General features: G+C 61.2%; 20 protein-coding genes. 5 read left to right on the top strand and 15 right to left on the bottom strand.

Annotated elements, in window-relative coordinates:
• Positions 1-76: 76 nt before the first annotated feature.
• Positions 77-1,135, bottom strand: coding sequence for a C4-dicarboxylate ABC transporter substrate-binding protein (locus tag HA399_RS06715; RefSeq protein WP_107335045.1), 1,059 nt, complete (start codon positions 1,133-1,135; stop codon positions 77-79).
• A gap of 328 nt (positions 1,136-1,463) precedes the next feature.
• On the opposite strand from HA399_RS06715, the gene HA399_RS06710 reads away from it, so the two are divergent.
• Positions 1,464-2,072, top strand: a complete 609-nt coding sequence (locus HA399_RS06710; protein WP_348473112.1) for an XRE family transcriptional regulator — start codon at positions 1,464-1,466, stop codon at positions 2,070-2,072.
• 136 nt (positions 2,073-2,208) lie between these two features.
• On the opposite strand, the gene HA399_RS06705 is transcribed toward HA399_RS06710, so the two are convergent.
• Positions 2,209-2,604 (bottom strand): RcnB family protein, encoded by a 396-nt coding sequence (locus tag HA399_RS06705; protein WP_043334027.1) that lies wholly within the window; start codon positions 2,602-2,604, stop codon positions 2,209-2,211.
• An 835-nt stretch (positions 2,605-3,439) separates the two neighbouring features.
• Between HA399_RS06705 and HA399_RS06700 the strand changes: the two genes are divergently transcribed.
• The gene (locus tag HA399_RS06700; RefSeq protein WP_404326542.1) at positions 3,440-5,200 is read left to right on the top strand and encodes a purine-cytosine permease family protein; all 1,761 of its coding nucleotides are present in this window, start codon (positions 3,440-3,442) and stop codon (positions 5,198-5,200) included.
• A gap of 141 nt (positions 5,201-5,341) precedes the next feature.
• Entirely contained in the window at positions 5,342-6,823 is a 1,482-nt protein-coding gene (locus HA399_RS06695; protein WP_404326541.1) for a mannitol dehydrogenase family protein, read from the top strand.
• A 117-nt stretch (positions 6,824-6,940) separates the two neighbouring features.
• Here the strand turns inward: HA399_RS06695 and HA399_RS06690 are convergent, their stop codons facing one another.
• From HA399_RS06690 to HA399_RS06655, 8 genes are all read right to left on the bottom strand, one after another.
• Positions 6,941-7,837, bottom strand: coding sequence for a drug/metabolite transporter (locus HA399_RS06690; RefSeq protein ID WP_404326540.1), 897 nt, complete (start codon positions 7,835-7,837; stop codon positions 6,941-6,943).
• 317 nt (positions 7,838-8,154) lie between these two features.
• A complete protein-coding gene (phnX, locus tag HA399_RS06685) occupies positions 8,155-8,973 on the bottom strand; it encodes a phosphonoacetaldehyde hydrolase (RefSeq protein WP_404326538.1) in 819 nt (272 codons plus the stop codon).
• 13 nt (positions 8,974-8,986) lie between these two features.
• Positions 8,987-10,126 (bottom strand): 2-aminoethylphosphonate--pyruvate transaminase, encoded by a 1,140-nt coding sequence (locus tag HA399_RS06680; protein WP_404326537.1) that lies wholly within the window; start codon positions 10,124-10,126, stop codon positions 8,987-8,989.
• A gap of 48 nt (positions 10,127-10,174) precedes the next feature.
• A complete protein-coding gene (locus tag HA399_RS06675; protein ID WP_404326922.1) occupies positions 10,175-11,863 on the bottom strand; it encodes a putative 2-aminoethylphosphonate ABC transporter permease subunit in 1,689 nt (562 codons plus the stop codon).
• A complete protein-coding gene (locus tag HA399_RS06670; protein WP_404326535.1) occupies positions 11,863-13,086 on the bottom strand; it encodes a putative 2-aminoethylphosphonate ABC transporter ATP-binding protein in 1,224 nt (407 codons plus the stop codon). Before HA399_RS06670 ends, HA399_RS06675 begins: the two co-directional genes overlap by 1 nt.
• A 62-nt stretch (positions 13,087-13,148) precedes the next feature.
• Positions 13,149-14,195: a putative 2-aminoethylphosphonate ABC transporter substrate-binding protein gene (locus tag HA399_RS06665; RefSeq protein ID WP_404326534.1), complete on the bottom strand. Its 1,047-nt coding sequence runs from the start codon at positions 14,193-14,195 to the stop codon at positions 13,149-13,151.
• 145 nt (positions 14,196-14,340) lie between these two features.
• Positions 14,341-15,054 (bottom strand): UTRA domain-containing protein, encoded by a 714-nt coding sequence (locus HA399_RS06660; protein ID WP_054555867.1) that lies wholly within the window; start codon positions 15,052-15,054, stop codon positions 14,341-14,343.
• Positions 15,055-15,388: 334 nt separating this feature from the next.
• Positions 15,389-15,751 (bottom strand): putative quinol monooxygenase, encoded by a 363-nt coding sequence (locus HA399_RS06655; protein ID WP_404326533.1) that lies wholly within the window; start codon positions 15,749-15,751, stop codon positions 15,389-15,391.
• 610 nt (positions 15,752-16,361) lie between these two features.
• Between HA399_RS06655 and HA399_RS06650 the strand changes: the two genes are divergently transcribed.
• Together HA399_RS06650 and HA399_RS06645 are read left to right on the top strand one after the other, a co-directional pair.
• Positions 16,362-18,065 carry a sodium:solute symporter family protein gene (locus HA399_RS06650; protein ID WP_404326532.1) on the top strand — a complete coding sequence of 568 codons (1,704 nt, stop codon included), beginning with the start codon at positions 16,362-16,364 and terminating at the stop codon, positions 18,063-18,065.
• Between the two features lie 39 nt (positions 18,066-18,104).
• Positions 18,105-18,233 carry a putative transporter small subunit gene (locus HA399_RS06645; RefSeq protein WP_215824257.1) on the top strand — a complete coding sequence of 43 codons (129 nt, stop codon included), beginning with the start codon at positions 18,105-18,107 and terminating at the stop codon, positions 18,231-18,233.
• Between the two features lie 118 nt (positions 18,234-18,351).
• Here the strand turns inward: HA399_RS06645 and iolG are convergent, their stop codons facing one another.
• The 5 genes from iolG to HA399_RS06620 all read right to left on the bottom strand — a co-directional run bounded on the left by iolG (position 18,352) and on the right by HA399_RS06620 (position 23,974).
• On the bottom strand, positions 18,352-19,347 hold the full coding sequence (gene iolG, locus HA399_RS06640; RefSeq protein WP_404326531.1) for an inositol 2-dehydrogenase: 996 nt from the start codon (positions 19,345-19,347) through the stop codon (positions 18,352-18,354).
• Positions 19,348-19,502: 155 nt separating this feature from the next.
• On the bottom strand, positions 19,503-19,889 hold the full coding sequence (locus HA399_RS06635; RefSeq protein ID WP_404326530.1) for a VOC family protein: 387 nt from the start codon (positions 19,887-19,889) through the stop codon (positions 19,503-19,505).
• 160 nt (positions 19,890-20,049) lie between these two features.
• A complete protein-coding gene (locus tag HA399_RS06630) occupies positions 20,050-21,555 on the bottom strand; it encodes a sugar porter family MFS transporter (protein WP_404326529.1) in 1,506 nt (501 codons plus the stop codon).
• Positions 21,556-21,719: 164 nt separating this feature from the next.
• Positions 21,720-22,628 carry a TIM barrel protein gene (locus HA399_RS06625; protein WP_404326527.1) on the bottom strand — a complete coding sequence of 303 codons (909 nt, stop codon included), beginning with the start codon at positions 22,626-22,628 and terminating at the stop codon, positions 21,720-21,722.
• A 143-nt stretch (positions 22,629-22,771) separates the two neighbouring features.
• A complete protein-coding gene (locus tag HA399_RS06620; protein WP_054555846.1) occupies positions 22,772-23,974 on the bottom strand; it encodes a Gfo/Idh/MocA family protein in 1,203 nt (400 codons plus the stop codon).
• Positions 23,975-24,002 lie beyond the last annotated feature (28 nt).

The following is a 24,002-nucleotide window of genomic DNA, read 5'->3' as shown; positions in this document are numbered from 1 at the left end:
CTCACCAGGATGACGACAAGGAAAGAGCCCGGGCGATACAGGTATCGCCCGGGCCAGGGACATCATTCAAGAGGACTTAGCGTCCCATTTCCCCGATCGGCAAACGGTAGTCCTGCCAGGTCGTCATGCTCTGTTTGAAGGTACGTTGCGACTCAAGCACACGTGCGAACCACTCATTCTCGCCCGCCTTCTCATCTTCCCAGGCACGGGTCTCTTCGTAGATGGCATCGATGAAGGATTGATCCAGCTGCACGATTTCGTTGGGGCCTTCCTCCAGCTCCTTGAAGGCCTTGAGATCGGCAAAGGAGCTATCCAGCCAGGACTCGAACACGCTCAGCTTGCCCGCGAGACGCAACTGGCTCTGCTGGGCTTCGCTCAGGCCATCCCACGCATCGACATTCACTTCACACTCAAGAATGCCGCCCGACTGATGGATGCCGGGCAAGATGACGTACTGCGCCACATTCTGGAAACCCGTCGGCTTGTTGAGCTCAGGACTCCCCCACTCCGCCGCATCAATAACACCGCGATCCAGCGCCGTATAGATGTCACTGCCGGCCATCACCACGGTGGAGGCCCCAAGGCGTGAGGCGATTTCAGCCCAGGCACCCGATGTTCTCAGGCGCAGTCCCTGGAAGTCTTCAAGAGTCTGCACCTTCTTGCTCGAGTGCAGGAATATCTCGGTGCCCAGGGTCGAGCACGGGAAGGCCACGACGCCGAACACCTCGCGACGGAAGGCTTCATAGAGCTCGACGCCGCCGCCCTCGTACATCCACAGCATGAATTCTTCCGGCGTCAGGCCGCTGGAGTGCCCGGCCAGCAGCGCTGCCGTCGGGTCAGTTCCGTAGTCATAGTTGATGTAGTTATGGCTGATCTGCGCGACACCGGACTTCACGGTATTGGTGACACGCAGCGCACCACCCAAGGTGCCGCCGGGAAACACCTGGATGCTCACGTCACCATTGGTCAATTCGTTTGCATAGTCCGCGAAGGTCTTGGCATCCCGTTCAAGCCAGGGCCCACCGCCCCACGGTGTCGCCATCTTCCACTCGATGTCCGCCGCCTGAGTCGTGGCAGTCGCCAACAGGCTGGCAGCGATACCCATGCCGAGGAGCTGTTTCTTGAAGTTGTACATTATTGTTTTCCCAGGATTATTTTAATTAGAGTGCAATGCTATGCGTACCTGCAGGCGAATGCCTGATACAGGCTGCGGCCTGATACACGCCCAGTGGGCGGCCACTATCGATTGCGCATTCGCCTCCACAATTGCATATACGCAATATTGGGTCAAATATGGATATCAGGCTCGACATTTTGCTCATGGAAGCCCTAAATGGACGCCATCATGGCGTACATGCCTCTCCCTGCCGCAGCATGACCTGAAAGCTCACGCCCTTGCGCTACACCGGCATAGGCAGCGACAGACGCCACCCCAGCAGACGAACACGATGGAGCACGCTGACATGACACCCCACCAGGAAACGCCGATCGCCCTGAAGCACCGAGAACGCAAGGCAGGCGCCATTGGTGACAATCTCAAGGCACTACGCAAGGAGAAGGGGCTGACCATCGCGGCCGTGGCCAGCGCGTCGGGAATCTCGGCGGCCAGCGTGTCGAGAATCGAGAATGGACGCATCTCACCGACCTTCGAGGCGATCGTGAATCTCGCCAAGGGCCTGAACGTGGATGTCAGCGAGCTGTTCTATCACACGGAGGACACGTCATTTCGGGGTTGGCTCACCTTGACGCGAGCGCAGGAGGGAGAAGTCATCGAGACGCCCAACTACCGCTATCGACCGCTTTGCAACAACGTGGCATCCAAGGAATACATGGTATTGGAAACCACCGTGCTCAATCGCAGTCTCGAGGAGTTCGGCGGCCTGCAAAAACATTCCGGCCAGGAACAGATCATCGTGACCAGCGGCGAGGTGACGGTCTGGACCGAACTCTACGACCCCATCCAGCTCAAGGTCGGTGACAGCCTGGCCTTCGACAGCACCCTCGGACACGCCATCACCTACAACGGTGACACCCCGGCGACCATGACCTGGGTATGCAGCGCCTACGCCTGAGAATGCTGCCCGGGCCTGACGTGCGTTGGCAGCCTCGCCATGTCAAAACGTGAACGACAAGCACGAGAAAGGGCCTCACTGGAGGCCCTTGTCTTTGGTCTTGCTGACTTACTGACGTATGAACACGCGGCTGGAATCAGCGATTGAGAATGATGGCCGTGATCGCGCCACCCGCCACCGCCGCCAGCACATAGCGCCCATCGATGTTCAGCCAACGATGCCCGCGCGGCGGTTTGGAGAGGTGACGATGGTGCCAGTCCTTCACCCAGTAGCGGCTGTCGGAGTAGTAATGACGCGGCAGGTGATCGCCACGGCGCCACTGGTGATGGCGTCGCGCCTCATGACGGCGGCGTTCATGATGACGCTGCTGCTTGTGGTGCTTCTTGTGCTGTTTGCCATGATGGCCGCGGTCGTGGTGGCCATGCCCACGGTCATGATGCCCGTGGCCTCTATCGTGCGGTCCTGCCTGAGCCAGCGGGGCTCCCAGCAGCGTGAATATCATCATCAGAATGGTCAGTGTGCGCGTTCGCATGCCTGGCCTCCTCGCCTTGCCCCGTCGCCAATCAAGCGCCGGGAGTCGTGTTGGGGCTTCCTGGTTAGGAAACAGTGTTGCGCAACCTTAGCGAGAACTGGGGAAAGCCGCAAGATGTCTCATTTTTCTCGTTCTTTGTCGTTATTTCATGCACTTTCCGTCGCATTGTGCCGAAACCGATGTCGCCACCGACCAACACCCACCTTTATATGTCGTCACCTCTATAGCGCTCTCTATCGTGCTCTCTCGCAGCGACCCGACTTTCGCTGCCCTTTCCGCTGCCCTTTCCGCTGCCCTTTCCGCTGCCCTTTCCGCTGCTCTTTCCGCTGCCCCATTTCCCCTTTCGACTCCCGGGCCTCGGGCCTCGATCAAGACACTGCTGAGGCATGGCAAGAAAGCGACGATGCCTGGTACGCCGATCGCACCACATCGGTGCAAGACCACTCTCAGAGTTGTGAGATATCTGCCCCTGGATCGTTGGCCGTTTTAGCCAGGACACAATGCTTCAGGCGCCGAACGGGGTGTGAGAACGGAAAAATTCATTTTGCTGAATCGTGTCATTGAATCGAGACACCTTCGTGCAAGCCTAGATTTCATGCGGTCTTCAGCGCCTTCCTGACTTCCATAGCCATGATCACTCGAGGTCATAGCCCAAAGTTCAAGCACGCGGGCTTTGCGTTTTGATGACCATTCACCGATCATTTGCACCACACCTGAGTAATTTGATCGATAATAGACGATCTACCCTCGTCATCGCCGACAGGATCGCCAAGGCGGCTGCGTGACATCTCGGGTAGGAGCAGCAAGACAAGCCGTAAAAAAACAGGAGCCAATCATGGCCAGTACTGCGCCAGATTTGGATCGGCAGATCGCCCATATGGACGATGAGCTACTGCCGGTGCCACGTCATAAACTGCACCGGTGGCCGCACTTTGCCGGTCTCTATGCCGCCGAGCACGTTGCCGCGACCGAGTTCGTCATCGGTGCCACCTTCGTGGCGCTCGGTGCCGGTATCTGGGATATCCTGCTGGGCCTGCTGATCGGTAATGGCCTCGCAGTGCTCAGCTTCTGGTTGATCACGACGCCAATCGCGATCGAGACCCGTCTGAGCCTCTTCACCTATCTTCACCGTATTGCCGGTGATTCGATGTCACGGCTCTACAACTGGGCCAACGTGGTCATATTCACCGCCATATCGGCGGCCATGATCACTGTTTCCGCCACGGCGGTCAGGCTGCTGTTCGACATTCCGGCCCAGACCCAGGCCTACCCCACCAGCTTCGAATTCATCCTGCTGGCACTGGCCGTGGCAGCCATCGTGGTACTGGTCGCGGTCTATGGCTTCAATGCCCTGACCGAATTCGCCAGCATCTGTGCCCCGTGGCTGATGCTGATGTTCACCGTCGGTGGCATGGTTCTGCTGCCGGAACTGGCGGAGTCCGTCACCGGTGAAACCAGCCTGAACAGTTTCTCGAGTTTCATTGATGTCGCCGGCAGTACCGTCTTCACCGGGATCAACTCCCAGGGCGAAGCAGGCATCGGCATCTGGGAAGTCATCGGCTTCTCCTGGGCGGCCAATACCTTCTCCCACTTCGGTCTGATCGACATGGCGCTGCTGCGCTATGCCAAGCGCATGCGCTCCGGCCTTGCGACCAGCACCGGCATGATGTTCGGCCACTACGTCGCCTGGATCTCCGCCGGCCTGATGGGCGCGGCCACCGCAGCCGTCGCCGGTATCAGCATCGATGTGCTGGAACCGGGCGAAGTGGCGTTGCACGCCCTTGGCGCCGCTGGCTTCGTTATCGTGGTCGTCGCAGGCTGGACCACCGCCAACGCCAACCTGTACCGCGCGGGCCTTGCCGCCCAGTCGGCGATGCCGAACCTGTCGCGCAACAAGGCGACGCTGGCCGTGGGTATCTGCGTTGCCGTGCTCAGCTGCTTCCCGTTCGTCTATCGCAGCATGCTGCCGCTGCTGACCTATGCGGGGCTGGTGCTGGTGCCGGTCGGCGGGATCATCTTCGCTGAGCATCACCTGTTCCCGAAACTCGGCTTCAGCCGTTACTGGGCGCGCTACAAGGGCGTGAAGCACAACACGCCGGCACTGGCGACCTGGGCGCTGTCACTGATCTTCGGCTTTGGCCTCGAGATGGTCGACGTGATTCCGTTCTACTACCTGTTCCTGCCGACCTGGTTCGTCTCCATCATCCTCTACACCCTGATGGCCAGATCGGCCGGTGCAGCCGACTCCTACCCGAAAGCCGAAGCGGCCGAGCGGGAATTCCAGGAGCGTGTCGAAGCCCTGCACGCCAAGCAGGCCGAGACCACCAACCACGCACCGGTCAAGGACACTTCGGGTCTGACCAAGGCCATCAAGGCCGTCTGGATGGTGCTGGGCCTGGCGGTGCCGATGGTCCTCGCGCTGCGCGTGCTGTTCGGCAGCCCGGACCTGGCCAGCTACGAAGCGAATCGTGAGTTGTTCTATGACGTGACCATCTGGTCGACGATCATCTACTTCATCTTCGCGTACTGGGAGCTGCAGCGCAGCAAGGCGCTGTTCAACAAGCAGTCCCCCAAGCAAACGGCCACCGCTAGCTGAGTCGGCAGGGGCTTGCCCCCCTGCCACGCCAGCGGCGAAGGAAGCCTGAATCACACGGGTAACCTTCGCCGCTGGCCGTTACGACCTACCCTTTCTTTACCCATCTCGACTCGACCGCGACACGCGGCAGGAGACCTCCCCATGACCCGTCTCTCCAATGCCAGTCTGACTCAGCTGGACGCCAAGGTAGCCACTCCGAACTATGACCGCACTGCGGTCAGCGCCGGTATCGTCCACTTCGGCGTGGGCGGTTTCCATCGTGCGCACCAGGCCATGTACCTCGACGAGCTGATGAATCAGGGCAAGGCGCTGGACTGGGGCATCGTCGGCGTCGGCGTTATGCCGGGCGACCGCCGCATGCAGGAAGCCCTGGCCTCGCAGGACCACCTCTACACCGTGGTACTCAAGCACCCGGACGGCAACTATGAGCCGCGCGTGGTGGGTTCCATCATCGATTACCGCTTTGCCCCGGACTCCCCGGATGCCGTCATCGAGCTGATGGCTGACCCGGCAATCCGCATCGTCTCGCTGACCGTCACCGAAGGTGGCTACAACTTCCACCCGGTCACCGGCGAATTCAACCTCGAGAACGCCGACGTCCAGCACGACCTGGCCAACCCGGGGGAAGCCAAGACCAGCTTCGGCCTGATCACCGAAGCCCTGGCACGTCGTCGCGAGCGCGGCGTCGCCCCGTTCACCGTGGTGTCCTGTGACAACATCGAAGGCAACGGCAACGTCGCTCACAAGATGTTCACTGCCTACGCGCGTGCACGTGATGCAGAGCTGGCGGCATGGATCGAAGCCGAAGTGCCCTTCCCCAACTCCATGGTCGACCGCATCACGCCGGTGACCACGCCGGCTGACATCGAAGAGCTGTCCTCACGTTTCGGCGTGGAAGACGCCTGGCCGGTGGTCTGCGAGCCCTTCACGCAGTGGGTGCTGGAAGACCACTTCGCCAATGGCCGCCCGGCCTTTGAAGATGCCGGCGTGCAGCCGGTGGAAGATGTCGAGCCCTATGAGCTGATGAAGCTGCGTCTGCTCAACGCCGGTCACCAGGCGCTGTGCTACTTCGGCTACCTGGCCGGCTATCGCTACGCCCATGAAGCCTGCAACGACCCGCTGATCGTCGACTTCCTGCTCGGCTACATGAACGAGGAAGCACGCCCGACGCTGGCCCAGCTGCCGGGTATCGATCTCGACGCCCATTGCCGCACGCTGATCGAGCGTTTCGCCAACCCGGAAGTCAAGGACACCCTCGCGCGTCTGTGCGCCGAGACCTCCGACCGCATTCCGAAGTTCCTGATCCCGGTGGCACACGCACAGCTCAAGACCGACGGCGAACTGCGTCGTACCGCAGCCGTCGTGGCCAGCTGGGCACGTTATGCAGAAGGCGTGGATGAGCAAGGCGAGACCATCGACGTGGTCGACCCGCTGAAGGACGAGCTGATGGAGCGTGCCAGCCGTCAGCGCGAAGAGCCGACTGCCTTCCTGGACAACCGTGAACTGTTCGGTGATCTGGTCGATCAGCCGCGCTTCCGCGACGCCTACCTGGCAGCACTGAAGAGCCTGCACGACAACGGCGCGCGCGCCACGCTGGAAATGCTAGTGGCAGACGCCAAGTAAGCATGGCGGTGAAGGGGTTCACGACAACGTGATGCCCCGCCAGCGCCCGCAGAAAGACAAAAGCGAGACAGGCAGCCGCCTGTCTCGCTTTTTTTGTGCCTCATGCCACGCCTTTCCTCACACCAGCGCAACGGTCCACAACCCCGCCAGCATGATGACGATGCCGATCCACTTGGCGATGGCCGCTCGCTCGCGCAACCAGAGCACACCGAGCATCACGCCCAGAGGAATCGACAACTGACGCATCGCAACGACGAGGCTGACCTCCGCCGTCAGCGTCATGGCAACCAGCACCAGCCCGTAGGTCGCCATCACCATCACGCCGGTCAGCACCATGCTGCCCCGCTCCCCCCGCCATAGCGCGGGCAGGCGGCGACGCTCTGCCGGCAGCAACATCACCAGCAGCGCGCCCCAGGCGACGGTCATGATGGCCTGCAACACCAGAAAGACAGCGCCCGCCGAGGTGGGCGAGTAACCGACACTCACCATGATATCCAGTGCCTGCTTGTCGATCAGCGAATAGCCGGTGGTGCCGACTGCTGCCAGCAGCGCGAACCCCAACGCGGGCGTCAGGTAGGTCGAGGGGCGCAGGCCCTGCGGACTGCTCAAGGGCAGCACCAACGCGCCGAGTACGATCAGCCCCATGCCGACCAGATCCAACCCCGTAAGTGCCTGACTGCCCAGCAGACTCAGCGACACCAGCGGCACCAGCACCACCGGCAAGGCCCGCGCGATGGGATACAGCACACTGACCTCGCCGCGCGCATAGGCCCAGGCAAGTCCGCCCATGTAGAGCACCTGACAGAGTCCGGTGGCCACCAGCCAGCCCCAGAATTCACCGGGCAGCACGGCAAACGACGGCCCCAGCCCCAGCAGCGGCGCAAAGATCAGCGCACCACTGGCCATGGCCAGCATGAAGAAGGCCAGTGACGGCGCCCGCCCCTTGCCGAGCAGATTCCAGCCGGCATGTAGACAGACCGAGATCAGGATGAGTCCCAGCGCCAGTGGGCTCAAGAGGCGCTCACGGCAATCGCGTGGGCTTGAGCTTGAGCTTGAACATGAGATTGGGCTTGAGAGTGAGCTTGCCCGTGCATGGAGACGGGCATGCGGAGATTACGGGCTTTCAGGGCAACCAGGCGGCAATCGCCAATGAGCATATGTCCTTACCTTTTGCGAGAAGACGCCAGCCTCAAGGCCTTGTGCAAGGACCCGAGGCTGGCGCCTGAAGGGGTGGAGTGAAGTGGTGGGGTGAAGGGGTAAGCCAAAGTGGGCGAGCGAGGTGACAGGCAGTGCAGCGTCAAACATGGCGCCGCAGTCCCGCCACCAGGCTGTCAGGGGCGCTCGCCGCGCGCCAGACGCGCCTCGATCTCGCGGATCACCTCGGGCAGCTGCGCGATGGTGTCGATCATGAAGTGCGGACCGGACGGCGCGAACTGGGCTTCGATGGCGCTGCGCCTTTCGTTGAGCTCTGCCTCTGACAGGGCCATGAACGCTGCGTGATCCAGCCCCATGGCGTTGCCGGAGCAGGTCAACGCGACCGTCCACATGCCGGCACTGCGACCTTCCAGCAGCCCCGGCGCCGTGTCATCCACCTTCACGCAGGCCGCCACGTCAGTGATGCCCAGCGCGATGACATTGGCCAGAGACTGCGCCGGAGAGGGTCGCCCCTTGGGCACCTCATCGGTGGCCACGACATGATCCACCACCAGCCCATTGCCCTTGCCCCGTGCGACCACCTGCTCGAGCACCTCGCGGGGGTAGCCGGAGCAGGAGCCGATCTTGATGCCCTTGTCGCGCAACCCGTTGATGACCTCGAGCGCGCCGGGAATCAGTGCGGAGTGCGCCCCGATCTTGTCGATCTGCAGCGGCATGAAGCGCTCATAAAGCGCCGTGACATCGGCATCACTGGGGGCGTGGCCACAGGCCACCTCGAAACGGGCCGCGATCGCAGGGTCATCACACAGGGTGCGGATGTGTTCCCATTTGCCCATGCCCATCGGGCCGCGCGCCTCTTCCAGACTGATGGCCACGCCGATTTCCGCGAAGGCCTCGACGAAGATCTGGGTCGGCGCGAAGGAGCCGAAATCCACCAGGGTGCCGGCCCAATCGAAGATGGCAGCCTGCAGACGATCCGGGGTGTGATATTGCATGACAGTTCTCCAGTCAGTTGAGTGCGACAGCGTCAGCGCACGGGCGGGCATCGTCGACACCCAGGGTGGCCAGCGCGTCATCCACGGCGGCCAGAAGTTGATCCATCACGCGGACATCCAGCTGCCCGATGCTACCGATGCGGAAGCTCTCCACGTCGGTGAGCTTGCCCGGGTAGATGATGAAGCCACGTGCCTTGAGCTCGGCGTAGAAACGTGAAAAGTCGAAGTCGGAGTGTGCCGGGCTCAGGAAGGTGGTGATGATCGGCGACAGCCAGGCATCGTCGAGCAGAGTCGTGAAGCCGCGCTGACGCATGCCTGCCACCAGTCGCTGCATGTTGGCGTGATACCGAGCGTGGCGGCCCGCGACGCCGCCCTCCTCGGCGTGTTCCTTCAGCGCCTGGTGAAACGCCGCCACCACGTGAGTCGGCGGGGTATAACGCCATTGCCCAGTGCGCTTGAGGTACTGCCATTGATCGTGCAGGTCCAGCGACAATGAGTGGCTACGCCCCTGTGCCGCCTGCAGCGCATCGCGCCGGGCGATCACGAAGCCGAATCCCGGCACCCCCTCGAAGCATTTGTTGGCCGAGGAGATCAGCGCCAGAAACGGAGTACGTTGCGCATCGATCTCCAGCGCCCCGAAGCCACTCATCGAATCGAGGATCAGCTCACGACCGTGTGCTGCCACCACCTCGGCGATGTCCGCCACTGGATTGAGCATCCCGGAGCTCGTCTCGCAGTGAATCATGGCGACATGACCGATCTCGGGCCTTGCCGCGAGTCTGTCGGCCACGGCCTTGGCACACGGCGCCTCGGCATCGCCCCACGCCAGCACGTCGCAGTCGCGCCCCATGCGGGTCAGCAGACTGACTAGCCGCTTGCCATAGGCGCCATTGACCAGCACCAGCGTCGTACTCGTCGGCTCGATCAGACTGCCCAGCGCCGCCTCGACCGCGAAGGTACCGCTGCCCTGCATCGGCACGCACTCATGGTGCTCACTGGCATTGGCACAGCGGAGCAACTGCTGGCAGATCTCGGCGGTCTTGGTGTTGAAGTCCTGATCCCAGGAGCCCCAGTCCTTCATCATGGCGGCCTTGACGCTCGCACTGGTGGTCAAGGGACCGGGAGTCAGCAGGTACGGATGTTGAATACTCATTGGTATATACCAGTTGATTTGCACAAAAAAAAAGCGGCCAACGGCGTATCAGGTCGCCTGTCGCCAACGTTGGGCACGGGTCAACAGCAGATGACTGACCACCGCATGCAGCAGCTTGACGCCCAGACAGGTGAAGAAGATCAGTACTGCCATGGCGGCCGCGCTGGCGAAGTGCCCGGCTTCGTCGAGATGCATCACCGCGATGGAGGCCAGTCGGGTATCGCTGTTGTAGAGAAATACCACAGCCGAGACGGTCGTCATCGCGTTCATGAACAGATAGGCCGAGATATCCAGCACTGACGGCAGGGACACCGGCAAGGTGATGCGGCAGAAGGTCTTCCAGAACGGCACCTTGAGTGAGGCACCGACCGCCTCGAATTCTCCATCGAGCTGCTTGAGCGCGGTCACCGAGGTCAGGTGGCAGACGGTATAGAAATGCACCAGGGTGTTGAGCACCAGAATCGCGAAGGTGCCGTAGATCCAGTTCAGCGGGTTGTCGGCCTGGTTGAAGTAGAAGATGTAGGACAGACCCAGCACCATGCCCGGCACGGCCATCGGCATCATCGCCATGAAGTGCAGCCCCTGGCGCAGCGGGCGATAGCCCTGACTCTTCTCGGTCAGCCAGGCATTGAAGAAGATGACCAGCGTGCCGATCAAGGTGACCCAGAAGGCCAGCGTCAGTGAGTTGAGCCACGCGTCCCAGCCACCACCCGCCAGCGCCTTGAAGGCGTAGTGATCGAGGGTCAGGCTCAGGTTGTAGGGCCAGAACTGCACGAGCGAGGCATAGATGGCGGTGCCGATCACGGCCAGAATCGCGGCGGCCACGCCATAGCAGAGCAGCGCGAAGACCCAGTCACGCAGCGGGCTTGGCGTCGGCTGCCAGGGCACGGCGCGCGCCGAGAGCTGCGCGACCTGACGGCGCTGGATCCAGCGGTCCACCGCGAAGGACAGCAAGGCCGGCAACAGCAGGATGACGCTGACCACCGCGCCCATCTGGAAGTTCTGCTGCCCCACCACCTGACGATAGACATCGGTGGCCAGCACACTGAACTGCCCGCCGATGATCTTCGGCACGCCGAAATCGGTGATCGCCAGCGTGAAGGCCACGAAGGCACAGGAGATGATGCCGTAGCGCGCGCCCGGCAAGGTGATGGTCAGAAAGCTGCGCCATTTGGGCGTTCCCAGTGCGTCCGCGGCTTCATAGAGACGGGCATCGCTGTTGCTGAGCGCCGTCATCATGATCATCAGCGCATGCGGGAAGATCCAGAAGGTCATGCCCATCACGATGCCGATGGGGCCGTAGATGCTCTCCCCCAGCAGCACATCCTTGAACCAGCCCTGATTGCCGAACAGATACACCAGACTGATGGCTGGCAGCAGTGACGGAGCCAGTAGCGGCAGGATGGACAGCATGCGGAAGACGCGCTTGCCCGGCATGCAGGTGCGGGTGATGCCGTACGCGCACAGGAACGCCAGACTCACCACCGTCAGGGTACTGATCAGCGCGATGCTGACGGAATTGATGATCGAGCCGACCAGCGCCGGCGTCTGCACATAGCGCGCGAAGTTGGCCAGGCCGACGAAGTCACCGCTGCGGTCCTGCACGCTCTTGATCAGCATGGTGGCCAGCGGCAACAGCAGCCCGATGACCAGCAGCGCCAGGGCCAGCAGCAACATCAACAGACGCAAGCCGGACTCGCCTGACAGCCGACCCGACAAGGGCAATGCGCGCGCCATCATGCCTGCGCCTCCACCAACGGATACAGGCGGATCGCCTCGGACGGCAGACTCACACCCACCCGGGCGCCGACCCGCACTCCCAGTGACTCACTGTCCTTGAGCGCCACATCCGCCGACAGTGTCTGCCCACAGCCCTCAAGCGTCAGAGTGATACGCAGGAAGGCGCCGAGAAACTCGACGTGATCCACCTGCGCCGACAGCCCCTCACCCACTGCGCACAATGAGACGGCTTCCGGGCGAATGGCCAGACGCGCCTGATCCAGACCCTCAAGATCATGCGCCGCACATTCCAGACGCTGCTGGCCCAGACGCAGGGTATTGGCGTTCTCGGGACAGCATTGCAGGAAGTTCATGCTGCCGATGAATTCGGCCACGAAGGCGCTCGCCGGCTGACGGTAGATCTCGGCGGGGGTGCCGATCTGCTCGATCACACCATGGTTCATCACCACGATGCGGTCCGCCATGGCCAGGGCCTCTTCCTGGTCGTGGGTCACCATGATGGTGGTGACGCCCAGCCGTGCCTGCAGCGCCTTGATCTGACTGCGCAGATGCAGACGCACGCGCGCATCCAGCGCTGAAAGCGGCTCATCGAGCAACAGCAGCCCCGGCTCGGTCGCCAGCGCCCGCGCCAGTGCCACGCGTTGCTGCTGGCCCCCGGACAGGGCCGCCGGATACTTGCCTTCACTGCCGGCCAGGTCCACCAGGGTGAGCAGCTCCGTCACGCGCCGGCGCATCGCGTCACGCGCATCGCGCCGATTGCGCAACCCATAGGCCACGTTGTCGAACACGGTGAGATTGGGGAACAGCGCATAGGACTGGAAGACGATGCCGAAGTCGCGCGCCTGGGGCGGCAGACGCGAGATGTCCTGGCCGCGCTGGTGGATGGTGCCTTCGCTCTGCGGCGCAAGCCCGGCGATGGCGCGCAGCAAGGTGGTCTTGCCACAGCCGGAGGGGCCGAGGAAGCACACGAACTCGCCTTCGCGGATCGCGAGGTCGATCTCGCTCAGGGCCGTGAACTGGCCATAGCGCTTGGTGAGGCCGCTGATCTTGAGGTGAATGCTGTCTGACGACGTAGAACGCGTGGTGAGTGCCTGAGGCGCTTCGTTACGCGCAGGCGCCCGGGCTGCAGGGGCGGAGACCGCGCGAGGCGAGGCGCCGGCAGTCGCTGGCGGCGCTTGACGCGAGGCGTGATGACGCGGGGGTGCGGTCACAAGAGACATGCGAGAAACTCCCGACCCCGGCGCAAGGCGCCGGGGCAATGACGAAGGTGGCTGGGCGTGACTTACTGACTGTCGGACTTGCCGTCGTAACGGCGCTGCCATTCGGCGAGCACTGCATCCCGCTGGTTGGCCGCCTTGGCAAAGTCAGCCTCGATCATCATCTCGGTGATATCGGCCGGATAATGCTCGATCGTCTTGGCCACCCCCGGATAGGCCACGACCGCATAGCCTTCGTTGTAGAGTTCATTGGCCGGTTTGGACACTGCCCAATCCATCAGTGTCTGCGCCGCCTCACGCTTGTCGGTGCCCTTCATGATCGCCGCGGCTTCCATGTCCCAGCCCAGCCCTTCCTCGGGGAAGACCAGATCCACCGGTGCGCCCTGTGCCTTGAGGCGCGCGCCTCGGAAGGCGAAGGACACACCGACCACGGCCTCGCCGGAACCGGCCAGGTTGCAGGGCGCGGAGCCTGAGTGGGTGTAGCGGGCAATATTGTCGTGCAGGCGGTCCATGTACTCCCAGCCGCCGTCGTCACCCCACAGCTGCAACCAGCTGGCGACATCCAGATAGCCGGTACCGGAAGAACTCGGGTTGGGCATGATCACGTGGCCCTTGAACTCTGGACGCGTGAGGTCTTCCCAGGACGTCGGCTTGGGCACTCCCAGTCGCTCACCTTCGACGGTGTTGTAGCAGAGCGAGGCGACCCAGGCGTCCATCCCGACCCAGGACGGGTCCTGGCCATCACGGTAGGCGGGGTCGACGAACTTGGTATCCAGCGCCTCGACTCCCTTGGGGGCATAACGCGACAGCATGCCTTCCTTCTCGAGCACCAGCAGGCTGGTCGCGGCCAGGCCCCACACCACATCCGCCTGCGGGTTGTCCTTCTCGGCCAGCAATCGTGCGGTGATCACGCCCGTGGAGTCGCGCACCCATTTGATGTCGATATCCGGATGCGCCTGCTGGAAGCGCTCGGCATATTTCTGCAGATCATCGGACTCCACCGCGGTATAGACGGTGAGCTCGGTGGCCGCCTGGGCATTGAGGGAAACGACCAGACCAACGGCACTGGCCAGCAAGGAACGGGTGAGGAAGGAACGGGTCAAGAAGGACATCGGGACTCTCCAACGCTTGGAATGAATGGCTCTCGCCATCTGGTATATACCAAGAGTATGGGCGTGCCGAATGACACCCCCATGACAGTCAGTTGAAGGCCCAGTGAAACAGTGTTACCTCATATAGTGTCCCTGCAGCGCGGGTTCAGGGCTTGTTCTTGAGCGTGACGGTGATGCACAGCGCATTGTGCAGCCAGCGCTCTTCGTCATAGCCGATGGGACGATGCTGCTCATCGAAGGTAGCGCGACGTACGGTCAGACCGGGGCTGCCCATGGCGACCCCCAGCTCCCGGGCGGCCTGCTCCCCCAGCGACTCGGAGTAGAAGCGCAGCTCACGGTGGGCCAGCGTCAGGCCGTAGCGCCCGCGCAGCTCCGCCCACAGTGACACCCCGAACTGGCCCTCCTCGAGCAGTCCCGGCGCGCGCTCGGGCACCACCCACATCGACTCGCTGAGCACAGCGCGCTCATCCACGAAACGCCGGCGGCGAATATGATAGAGCGGTGTCTGGGCCGCCAGGCCCAGCGCTTGCGCAGCCGGTGGGTAGGCCTGAACATCGGTCAGCAGCACTTCCGTGCGTGGCCGCCGCCCCTGCGCCGTCACATAGTCATTGAAGCCGGAGTCACGCGTGGGGTCGTAATCCAGCCGCGGCGGCGACACGAACCAGCCACGCCGATTGCTGCGATGAATGCGCCCTTCTCCCTCCAGCTGCCCCAACGCCTGACGCAACGTCACGCGCGTGGTATCAAAGCGCTCGGCCAGCACGCGTTCAGAAGGCAATCGCCCCTCTTCAAAGGCATCAGGGTCCTTCAGCTGTTCGCGCAGGCGATCGGTAAGGTGGAGGTAATACGCATCACTCATGACGGGGAGTCCTGACAAAAGATGAAGAGGGTTGCCACTACCGGGTAATAGCACGGCGCCGCTTGCCCTGCCGGCGAAGAAAACGCCCGGGACTCTGCGCCGCCAAACGGCTGGGTGCTCCAGAAACTATCACATTCGCGTGACTCGCACTGGCCTGCCAGCTTATGTGCCGCTGGCGCTGCAGGATTTGATGACAGCTGCCTGGTTGAGCTCACAGGCGTGGATGGCGGTGGGATGGCACGCGGATGTTCAAGGGGGGTGAACGCACAATGCGCAGCCTCTAAGGGCTGCGCATCGCATGGGCAAACAGGAAACGAATGACCGGCGGGAGAACTCAGAACTCGCTGACGATATTCAGGTACTGCTTCATATCCCCGACCATGGCCTGCTCCAACAGCTTGCCTGTCTCGATGGCATAGGGCTGCTGGAAGTGAATGTCCCACAGGTCTGATTCCGTGCGCCAGTGCTCGTATATCACCAGCGTGTCGTCCTGCCCGTCGATGGTATACAGATCAAACACGAGATTGCCCGGCTCCTCACTGCGCGTCTTCGTCACATGCGTGGTGAATTGTTGCAGCAACCGAGCGCGATATTCTTCCTTGATCTTGAAGATGAAGAAGATACTGAATACCTCATCTTCCGGCTGCACGTGCCTGGGGTTCGCCTCATGCAATGGCGCCGGGTCAGTATCGTTCAAGGGCATCACCTCGAATGGCGATGCCAACGCCGTTAAATACAAGTCATGCCGAGTAATATTATTTATATAACAAGTCATGTTTTCCATTCTGCTCTGACACGTGTCACGCAACTGAACATCGTCGCCCCCGCTCGTTCAACCATCGTTGACGTGAATGAGAGGCAAGCTTCCCCCGCCAGTGTATGGACATTGACATGCGAATAATTTATCGTTGCCAGCGAATTTGATAATGAGAGAAAATAAAAAACACCGTTTCGCCAAGCTTGGGGCTGACCAACAACTCGCATCAGCGCTCTTGCAAGGCTTAACCGATCACAAGGACGCGTATGCGATATCATTATTCCGATGAAGGCAGATGCATGCCACGCCGCCCTCCCCCAAGTTCCCGACTGACCGGGAAGTGCCACCAACTCCGTCTTCATTGACCGAGATTGCCGATTATTGATGACGCGGCTCATGTGCTGCGCTGGATGCCATTTGCTTGAGCAAATGACGCAGAACTACGTCCACGGCTAAGAACCTTCCCCTCCTTACTCGTCGCTATCGACAACCGTTTGCCCTCGGGCGACTGCGTTGCGTAGCGCCCTGTTTCCCTACCGAGGGCCAGTTCTTGAACAACGAATCGCTATATCAATTCTCTACCCTGACTGTCGTACTGCTGCTGCTTGCCTTCTATGGCGGCACCTATCTGATGACGCTGGGGATCCGCAAGAAAAATGAAGATGCCGATGCCTTCATGGTCTCCAACCATCGCGTTGGCTTCGGCATGGGCGCGGCGAGCATGACGGCTACCTGGATCTGGGCGGCCTCCTTCTATGCTGCCGCCACCTCCGGCTATACCTATGGTGTCTCAGGGCCGATCCACTATGGCCTGTGGGGCGCACTGATGATTCTGTTCATCTACCCCTTCGGCCGCCGCTTCCGCAAGCTGGCGCCCAATGCGCATACACTGGGCGAGCTGATCCATGCGCGCCACGGCTCCTCCAGTCAGCTGATTCTGGCGCTCTCCAACCTGCTGGGTAGCGTGATCAGCCTGATGGTCAACTTCACCGCCGCCGGGGCGCTCGTCTCCGTGCTCTCGCCGCTGTCCTTCCAGGCGGGCGTGATCATGGCGGGCGTGGGGGTGCTGTTCTATACCCTGTGGTCGGGCTTCCGCGCCTCGGTACTGACCGACTTCGCGCAACTGGTTGCCCTGATGGCGATCGCCATCGTGATCATTCCGGCGGTGTTCTTTGCGATGGGTGGCCCGACAGAGCTGGTCGCAGGCCTGGATAACCTGACGCCCGAGCAGGCCGACTTCTTCTCGACGGATGCCATCCTGAACCAGGGGGCGCCCTTCTTCGTAGCGGTACTGGCCTATGCGATCGGTAACCAGACCATTTCCCAGCGCCTGTTCGCCGTCAACGAAGACCACATCAAGCCGACCTTCCTCACCGCGACGCTGGGCTATGGCGCCATCGTCATCGGCCTGGGCATGATTGGCCTGATGGCACTGACACTCGGGGTGGAGCCGCTCAACGGCGACATGAACAACCTCATCCCGCAGATGGTGTCCGAGTATCTCCCGCCGTTCTTCATCGCGCTGTTCTTCATCCTGGTGATCGGCTCGCTGTCCTCCACCGCGGATTCCGACCTTTCCGCGCTGTCCGCCATCATCATGGCCGATGTCTATGGCAAGAATATCGCCCGCGGCAAGCCAGACCCGAAGCGCATGCTCTTCATCGGCCGCTTGACCATGATCATCGCCACGGTGCTGGGCATCGTCTTCGCCAGCTTCTCACTGGATATCCTGGTGATGCTGGTCTTCGTCGGGGCTCTGTGGGGCGCGATCGTCTTCCCGGTCATCGCCAGCTGCTTCTGGAACCGGGTGACCAATACCGCCTTCACCACGTCGGTCATCGTCGCGATGGTGATGTTCTGCCTGGCACGCTTTGAACTGGTGCCGCTGACGGGCATGAGCGGCCTGTTCTTCGAGCTGCTCGCCAGCATCGGCGGCGGCGTGATCATCGGACTGATGGTATTCGGCTTCCTAGGGCGCATTCTCGGCATCCTTGCTGGAATCGCGGCCATGATCGCCATGCTGATCTTCGCGACTGACTTCCTGCGCGACTACACCGTCCTGCTCGCATCGCTGACCGCTTACGGCACCAGCACCCTAGTGTGTGTGGTCATGAGCCTCGCCAGCCGCCAGGAACGCTTCGACTTCGACACCATCACCGCACGTGTCGGCAACTATGACGAAGCACTCGACTCAGGCGATCGTGATACGACAACACCGATCCAGACTCAGCCTGCCGCCTCCACCGGCGCATGACTCTGGATAACGTCCGAGACAGAACAGGGAGACAACCTCATGACATTGCTATTTGCCACCTACGTACTGGTATGGCCAGTGCTCACCCTGGCGGTATTGATCGTCATCTGCCGCGCGGTCGCACGTGATCGCCGCATCGCACGGGAAGAAAAGCGCGAGCTGGTATGAAGCTCCTGGCGTGATGTGACGCCATGAACGCAAAAGCCCGCCTCTGGAATGTCCAGAGGCGGGCTTTTGCATGCTGTGGGTACGGCCTCACCTGATCGGTCATCAAGGTGCCAAAAGCTCACCGAATCTCGCTGAGCAGCACGCGGCGTCCCTCGTGCCAGGAAATGAGCGCGGCTTCCGCCAGCTCAAGTGCCGCCAGGCCGTCCTGAGCCCCGGCCAGAGGTGCTCGCTTGTCTTGGCAGGCCGAGACGAAATCGGCGACCTCACGCCCGAATGCCTGAGCATAGCGCTCGAGGAAGAACCATTTGGGTCGTTCATCCATCACCCCCTGCTCGCCCGTGAAGCGCAGTCGCGTATCCGTCTCGTTGCGGGCTTCCAGCATGCCCTTGCTGCCGAAGACCTCAATGCGCTGATCATAGCCGTAACAGGCACGGCGCGAGTTGCTGATGCTCGCAAGCTTGCCCGAGACACTCTTGAGGCTGATCAGAACACTGTCCAGATCCCCCGCTTCCCCGATGGCCGGATCAATCAGGCAGCTCCCCGTGACCGATATCTCGCTGATCGGCTCTCCCAGCAACCAGGCAGCCATGTCGAGATCATGAATGCTCATGTCGCGGAAGATGCCCCCGGAAGCCGCGATATACTCAGCGGGCGGTGGCTCAGGGTCACGACTGGTGATGGCGATCATTTCCAGCTCACCGACCCGTCCCTCGGTCACCGCCTGCTTGAGCGCCGCGAATTGCGGGTCATGACGACGATTGAAGCCGAGAGCGCAGGTCACTGGGTGCTCTGCCAGCACGGCAAGACACTCACGGGTGCGCGCGAGGTCCAGGTCGATCGGCTTCTCGCAGAGAACTGCCTTGCCAGCACGCACGGCACGCTCCAGAAAGTCGGAGTGAGTCGGTGTCGAAGACGCGATCAATACTGCCTCAATCGCATCAGAGGCAAAGACCTCCTCGGCAGACAGTACCGGCACCGAGTATTCACTGGCCAAGGCTTCGGCGGCCGGCGCGTAGGCATCACTGATGCAGGCAAGCTGCGCTGTCGGATGCTCGGTAATGGCGCGGGCATGCACACGGCCGATACGACCTGCACCCAGTAGAGCAATCTTCATATCCAGAATCCTTTCATGGCGTTGAGGGTGATAATTTTGAATCGGTGGGAGCAAGAACCTGTTCAACTGGCAACGACCATTGGCAACAAGCCAGACTGCTCATCTACTGATGGGGGGCCTCCATGATGAGCGTCTCACGGCGTGGAAGCAGAACGTCAGGGCGTCAGAAATGTCGCCTCATCCCGAATCCCCACCCGGTTACCGTCGGGATCATGCAGATGTATGGTCCTGCCCCATGGTGTCTCTTCAATTTCGGCGTCGATTCCCCAGGCTTTGACATCTGCCAATGCCTGATCAATATCCCTGACATTGAAGCGTAGCTTGGCGCTACCTTGTTCTGGGGTCTTGCCGCCTTCAATGGCTTTTCCACCCTGCTCGATCATCAGATAGCCCGCCCCATATGACAGGCAGGTCAGCCTGAAACTGCCATCTTCCTTTCTGAACATCAGCGGCAGTTCGAAAAGACCTTGATAGAAAGCGACACACTCCTCGAACCGTTCTGTATTCAATATCAGGCCATACCGCGCGACGTTATGCTTCATCCATGTGTCCTCTGGCTGTGGCTTGGTGTCCTTTGATCATGCCATCGGTATCGGGGCAGAACGATAGTGCCCGGTGCAAGACATGCTCCCGCCAGCACGTGAAGATTGCCAGCGGGAGTAGATAACGACGGCTTGATGAACAGTCCAGAGCGCTCCTGGTTTACTCAGCGGTCAGTGGCAAGCCCTGACGAGCAAGACGACGGCGACGCTTGCTCAAGCGAGTGCCTGTGATGTTCTCGAGCTCCTCCAATGTCTTGCCCTTGGTTTCCGGCACGTAGCGCAGCACGATCATCAAGCTGATGAAGGTCAGGACAGCGTAGAGCCAGAAGCTGAATCCACCACCGACGAGTTCATTGAGGAAGTCACTCTGGCGCATCATCGGGAAGGTCTGAGTGACGATGAAGCCCAGCAGCCACTGCGCGGCGACGGCCAGTGACATGGCTCGTGCGCGGATGGCATTGGGGAATATCTCGGAGACCAGTGTCCAGCAGACACACCCCCAGGAGATGGCAAACGAGACGACATAGACGATCAGGGCGATCAAGGCGCTGATGCCCGGTTCGCCATTGCCGATCACGACACCCAGGAAAGTCATGCCAACGATGCTGCCCAGGCTCCCCGCAATCAGCAGCGGACGACGGCCAACCTTGTCGATCAGCAGCATGCCCAGCAGGTTACCGGCGACGAAGGTCACCCCCATGATGGAGGTCTGGAACAGGGCATCTTCATTGCTGGAAGTGACGGCGGACAACACATCCGGGGCGTAGTACATCACCACATTGATGCCGGTCAGTTGCTGGGCAGCTGCGATGAAGATCCCGATGGCCACCAGCCCCAGCATCCCCTTGGTATGCAGCGACGCGTGACGCTTGCTCTCATTGTGCTGGAAGGATTTCTGGATCTCGCCCAGCGTGCGTTCAATGGCGTCGCCATGATAGAAGCGCGCCAAGACTCGGCGGGCATCGTCCAGGCGCCCTTTCAGCACCAACCAACGTGGAGATTCCGGCACGAAAGGAATCAGCACCGCAAACAGAATGGAAATGATCGCTTCAGACCCCAGCATCCAGCGCCAGCCGTGATTCAGGATCCAGGTTTCCGCCATGCCCTTGGCAATGAAGTAGTTCACGAAGAACACCACCATCTGGCCAAAGACCACGGATTGCTGGAACAGACTGACGGTGCGCCCACGCATATAACCGGGTGACATCTCAGAGATATACATCGGTGCCATGACACTGGCCATGCCGACGGCAATCCCGCCGAGAATGCGCCACCAGATGTAGGCATCAAAGGTGCTCGCCAGGCCGGATCCCAGTGCTGACGCCGTGAACATCAACGCTGACAGCATGAAGACGGCCTTGCGCCCATAGGCAATGGACAGCCGTCCGGCGATGAGTGCGCCACCAATACAGCCGATGACCACAGATGAGACTGCCCAGCCCTTCTCGGCGGCGGACAGATCAAAATACTGCGCGATGGGCCCGATGGCCCCGGAGATGACGCCGGTGTCATAACCGAACAGCAGGCCACCCAGGGCGGCCACCAGAATGATCTTGATCAGGAAGACAAGCTGCGCTGGCGTCAGCTTTTCTTGATTGTCGGGTGAGGAGGAATCGGTGGATGCTGAGGGGGTAGCGGTGTCGCTACCGGGGTGTGAAGTGGGCATGACGACCTCTCGTGATCGATTGTTATAGTATTACGAGAACTGCTGAGGCAGGTGTGGCTCGAGTGCTCGTGGCATCTGACGCACCACGCTATCGAGACAAGTCATTGCGGTATCTTCCGTGCCCTGCCGTCTTCTGGCGCGATGACGACAGGGCTTCATGCGGATCAGGCTTCCGCCAGGCCCTTTTCAAGAATGCTGCGTTCAATGAATTCACGGCTTTCGCGGGCATTTTCCAGCGCGCTGTTGTCCTTGGTCGGGTCCACGTCCTGCTCGACGGTGATCCAGCCTTGATAGCCGATGGATTCCAGACTCTCGCGAACCGCGTCAAAGTCGACACAGCCCTGGCCCAGCGGGCAGAACACGCCCTGACCAATGGCGGTGTAGAAGTCGATGCCATCCTTCACCACGTTTTCCAGCACCGGCGCCTGAATATCCTTGAAGTGGATATAGGCGACGCGCTCGCCGTAGGTGCGAATCAGCTCGGCGGGGTCGATCCCGGCATAGGTGCAATGGCCAGTGTCGATGCACAGCTTGACCAGGTCAGAGTCCAGCTCTTTCATGGCGCGATCGACTTCATCACGATACTCGATATAGGTGCCGGCATGCGGGTGAAGCACCGGCATCACGTCATATTCCTGACAGATTTCAGCCACTTGGCGGATAGTGACCATCATATCATTCCATTGCTCATCATTGAGACGTGTCGCGGCTTCCTGCTGGCCAGCCTCATCGGTGCGCGGCGAGCTGACGTGATCGATGATGACCATATAGTTGCCCTGCTGCGGCTTGAGCACTTCACAGGTCGCGCGGGTGTAATCCAGGATTTCCTGACGACGTGACGCGTCATGCAGATGCTTGAAGATGGTACCGGCGATCAGCTCGAGCCCTCGGCTGTCCAACGCGGACGCCAGTGCTGCCTGCTCGGTCGGCAGATAGTTGAGCGGACCCAGCTCCGTCGCCTTGAAGCCGGCGCCGGCGATCTCATCCAGTACGGTCTGCCAGCTGGGGTTGGCGGGATTGTCGGCAAACTCGATACCCCAGGAACACGGCGCGTTGGAAAGCTTGATTTGCATGAGGATGTCCTTCTCTTTGGCGTTGTCGTTGTCTTTTGAAATAACCATCATCAGTAGCGCATTGGCGAAGCGACCTCACAGCAACCGCCAATCCATGGCGGTGATAGCGTCAGAGAGAGGCGCTCCAGATGCCGGCAGTCAGGTCAGAACGCGACCCAGCGATTCTCGTTGTCAGACGATTCCACACAGCACTCCAGCAACCGCACACCTTCGATACCGGCGTCGATATTGGGGAACCAGAGCGACTCCAACTCCTGCTCTGACAGACCGAGATGCTGAGTACTTCTGCCATCACGGCGCGCTTCGGCGCCCTGCATGGCGAGTGCATAGCGGTGATAGACATTGGCCCAGGATTCGAAGAAGCCTTCGGCATGCCCGCCGCCGATGCGATTGCTGTTCACGGCGCTGTCGCCTTCGGCGAGATAGCCCATGCCACGCTCAAGAATGCGGGCCGGCTCGCCCTGCACTTCCAGGCGCAACTGGTTGGGATACTCATCCCACCACTCGATACTGGCCTTCTCTCCCACCACGCGAATCTTCTGTTGGTGCATGGAACCCGCGTTCACGGCGCTGGCCCACAGCGACCCCACCGCGCCGTTCTGGTACTGGAGCAACACCTGGGCGTTGTCTTCCAGCGGCGCACGCGAGGCCACGAAACTCTGGCGGTGGCACATCAGGCGTTCGACCTTGAGTCCGGTGATGAACTGGCCGGCATAGAAGATGTGCGTCCCGAGATCCCCCAGCACATAAGTCGGCCCGGAAACGGCAGGACTGGTACGCCACTTGGCGCCGCTGCTGACCTGCTCCACCGGCTGGCTATGGAAGCCATGAGCGAATTGCATGTTGACCATGCGGATCTGCCCCAGCTCACCCGACTGCACCATGGCACGTGCCTGGTGCAGCATCTGATAGCCGCTATAGCCATACATGACACCGAAGACCAGACCGCGCGCCTGTGCTTCGGCCTTGAGCTCCTCGGCCTCGGCAACCGTGAAGGTCACCGGCTTTTCGCAGATCACATGCAGACCGGCCTTGAGCGCTGCCAGGCTGATGGCATGGTGGGTGCTGTTGGGCGTGGCGATGCTGACCGCCTGAATGCCGTCCTCGCGAGCAGCTTCGGCCTCGAACAGGCTGGCGTAATCCGGGTAGCAACGCTCTGGATCGAGTCCCAGGTTGGTGCCGAATTCACGCCCGCGTTCAGCGTCGAGATCGAAGGCACCGGCGACCAGCTGGAACAAGTTGTCACGATGGGCAGCAGCACGATGGGCGTGGCCGATTTCACTGCCACGGCCACCACCGACCATGGCCCAGCGCAGCGGTGCGATATTGTGTTCTTCATTGAACATCAGGGTTCTCCTGCAAATGCATGGGTGC

Source organism: Cobetia sp. UIB-001, from assembly GCF_044789135.1.
Classification (GTDB): Bacteria; Pseudomonadota; Gammaproteobacteria; order Pseudomonadales; family Halomonadaceae; genus Cobetia; species Cobetia amphilecti.
Note: the sequence above shows the minus strand (reverse complement) of the source record. Positions and strands in the feature narration are given on the sequence as shown.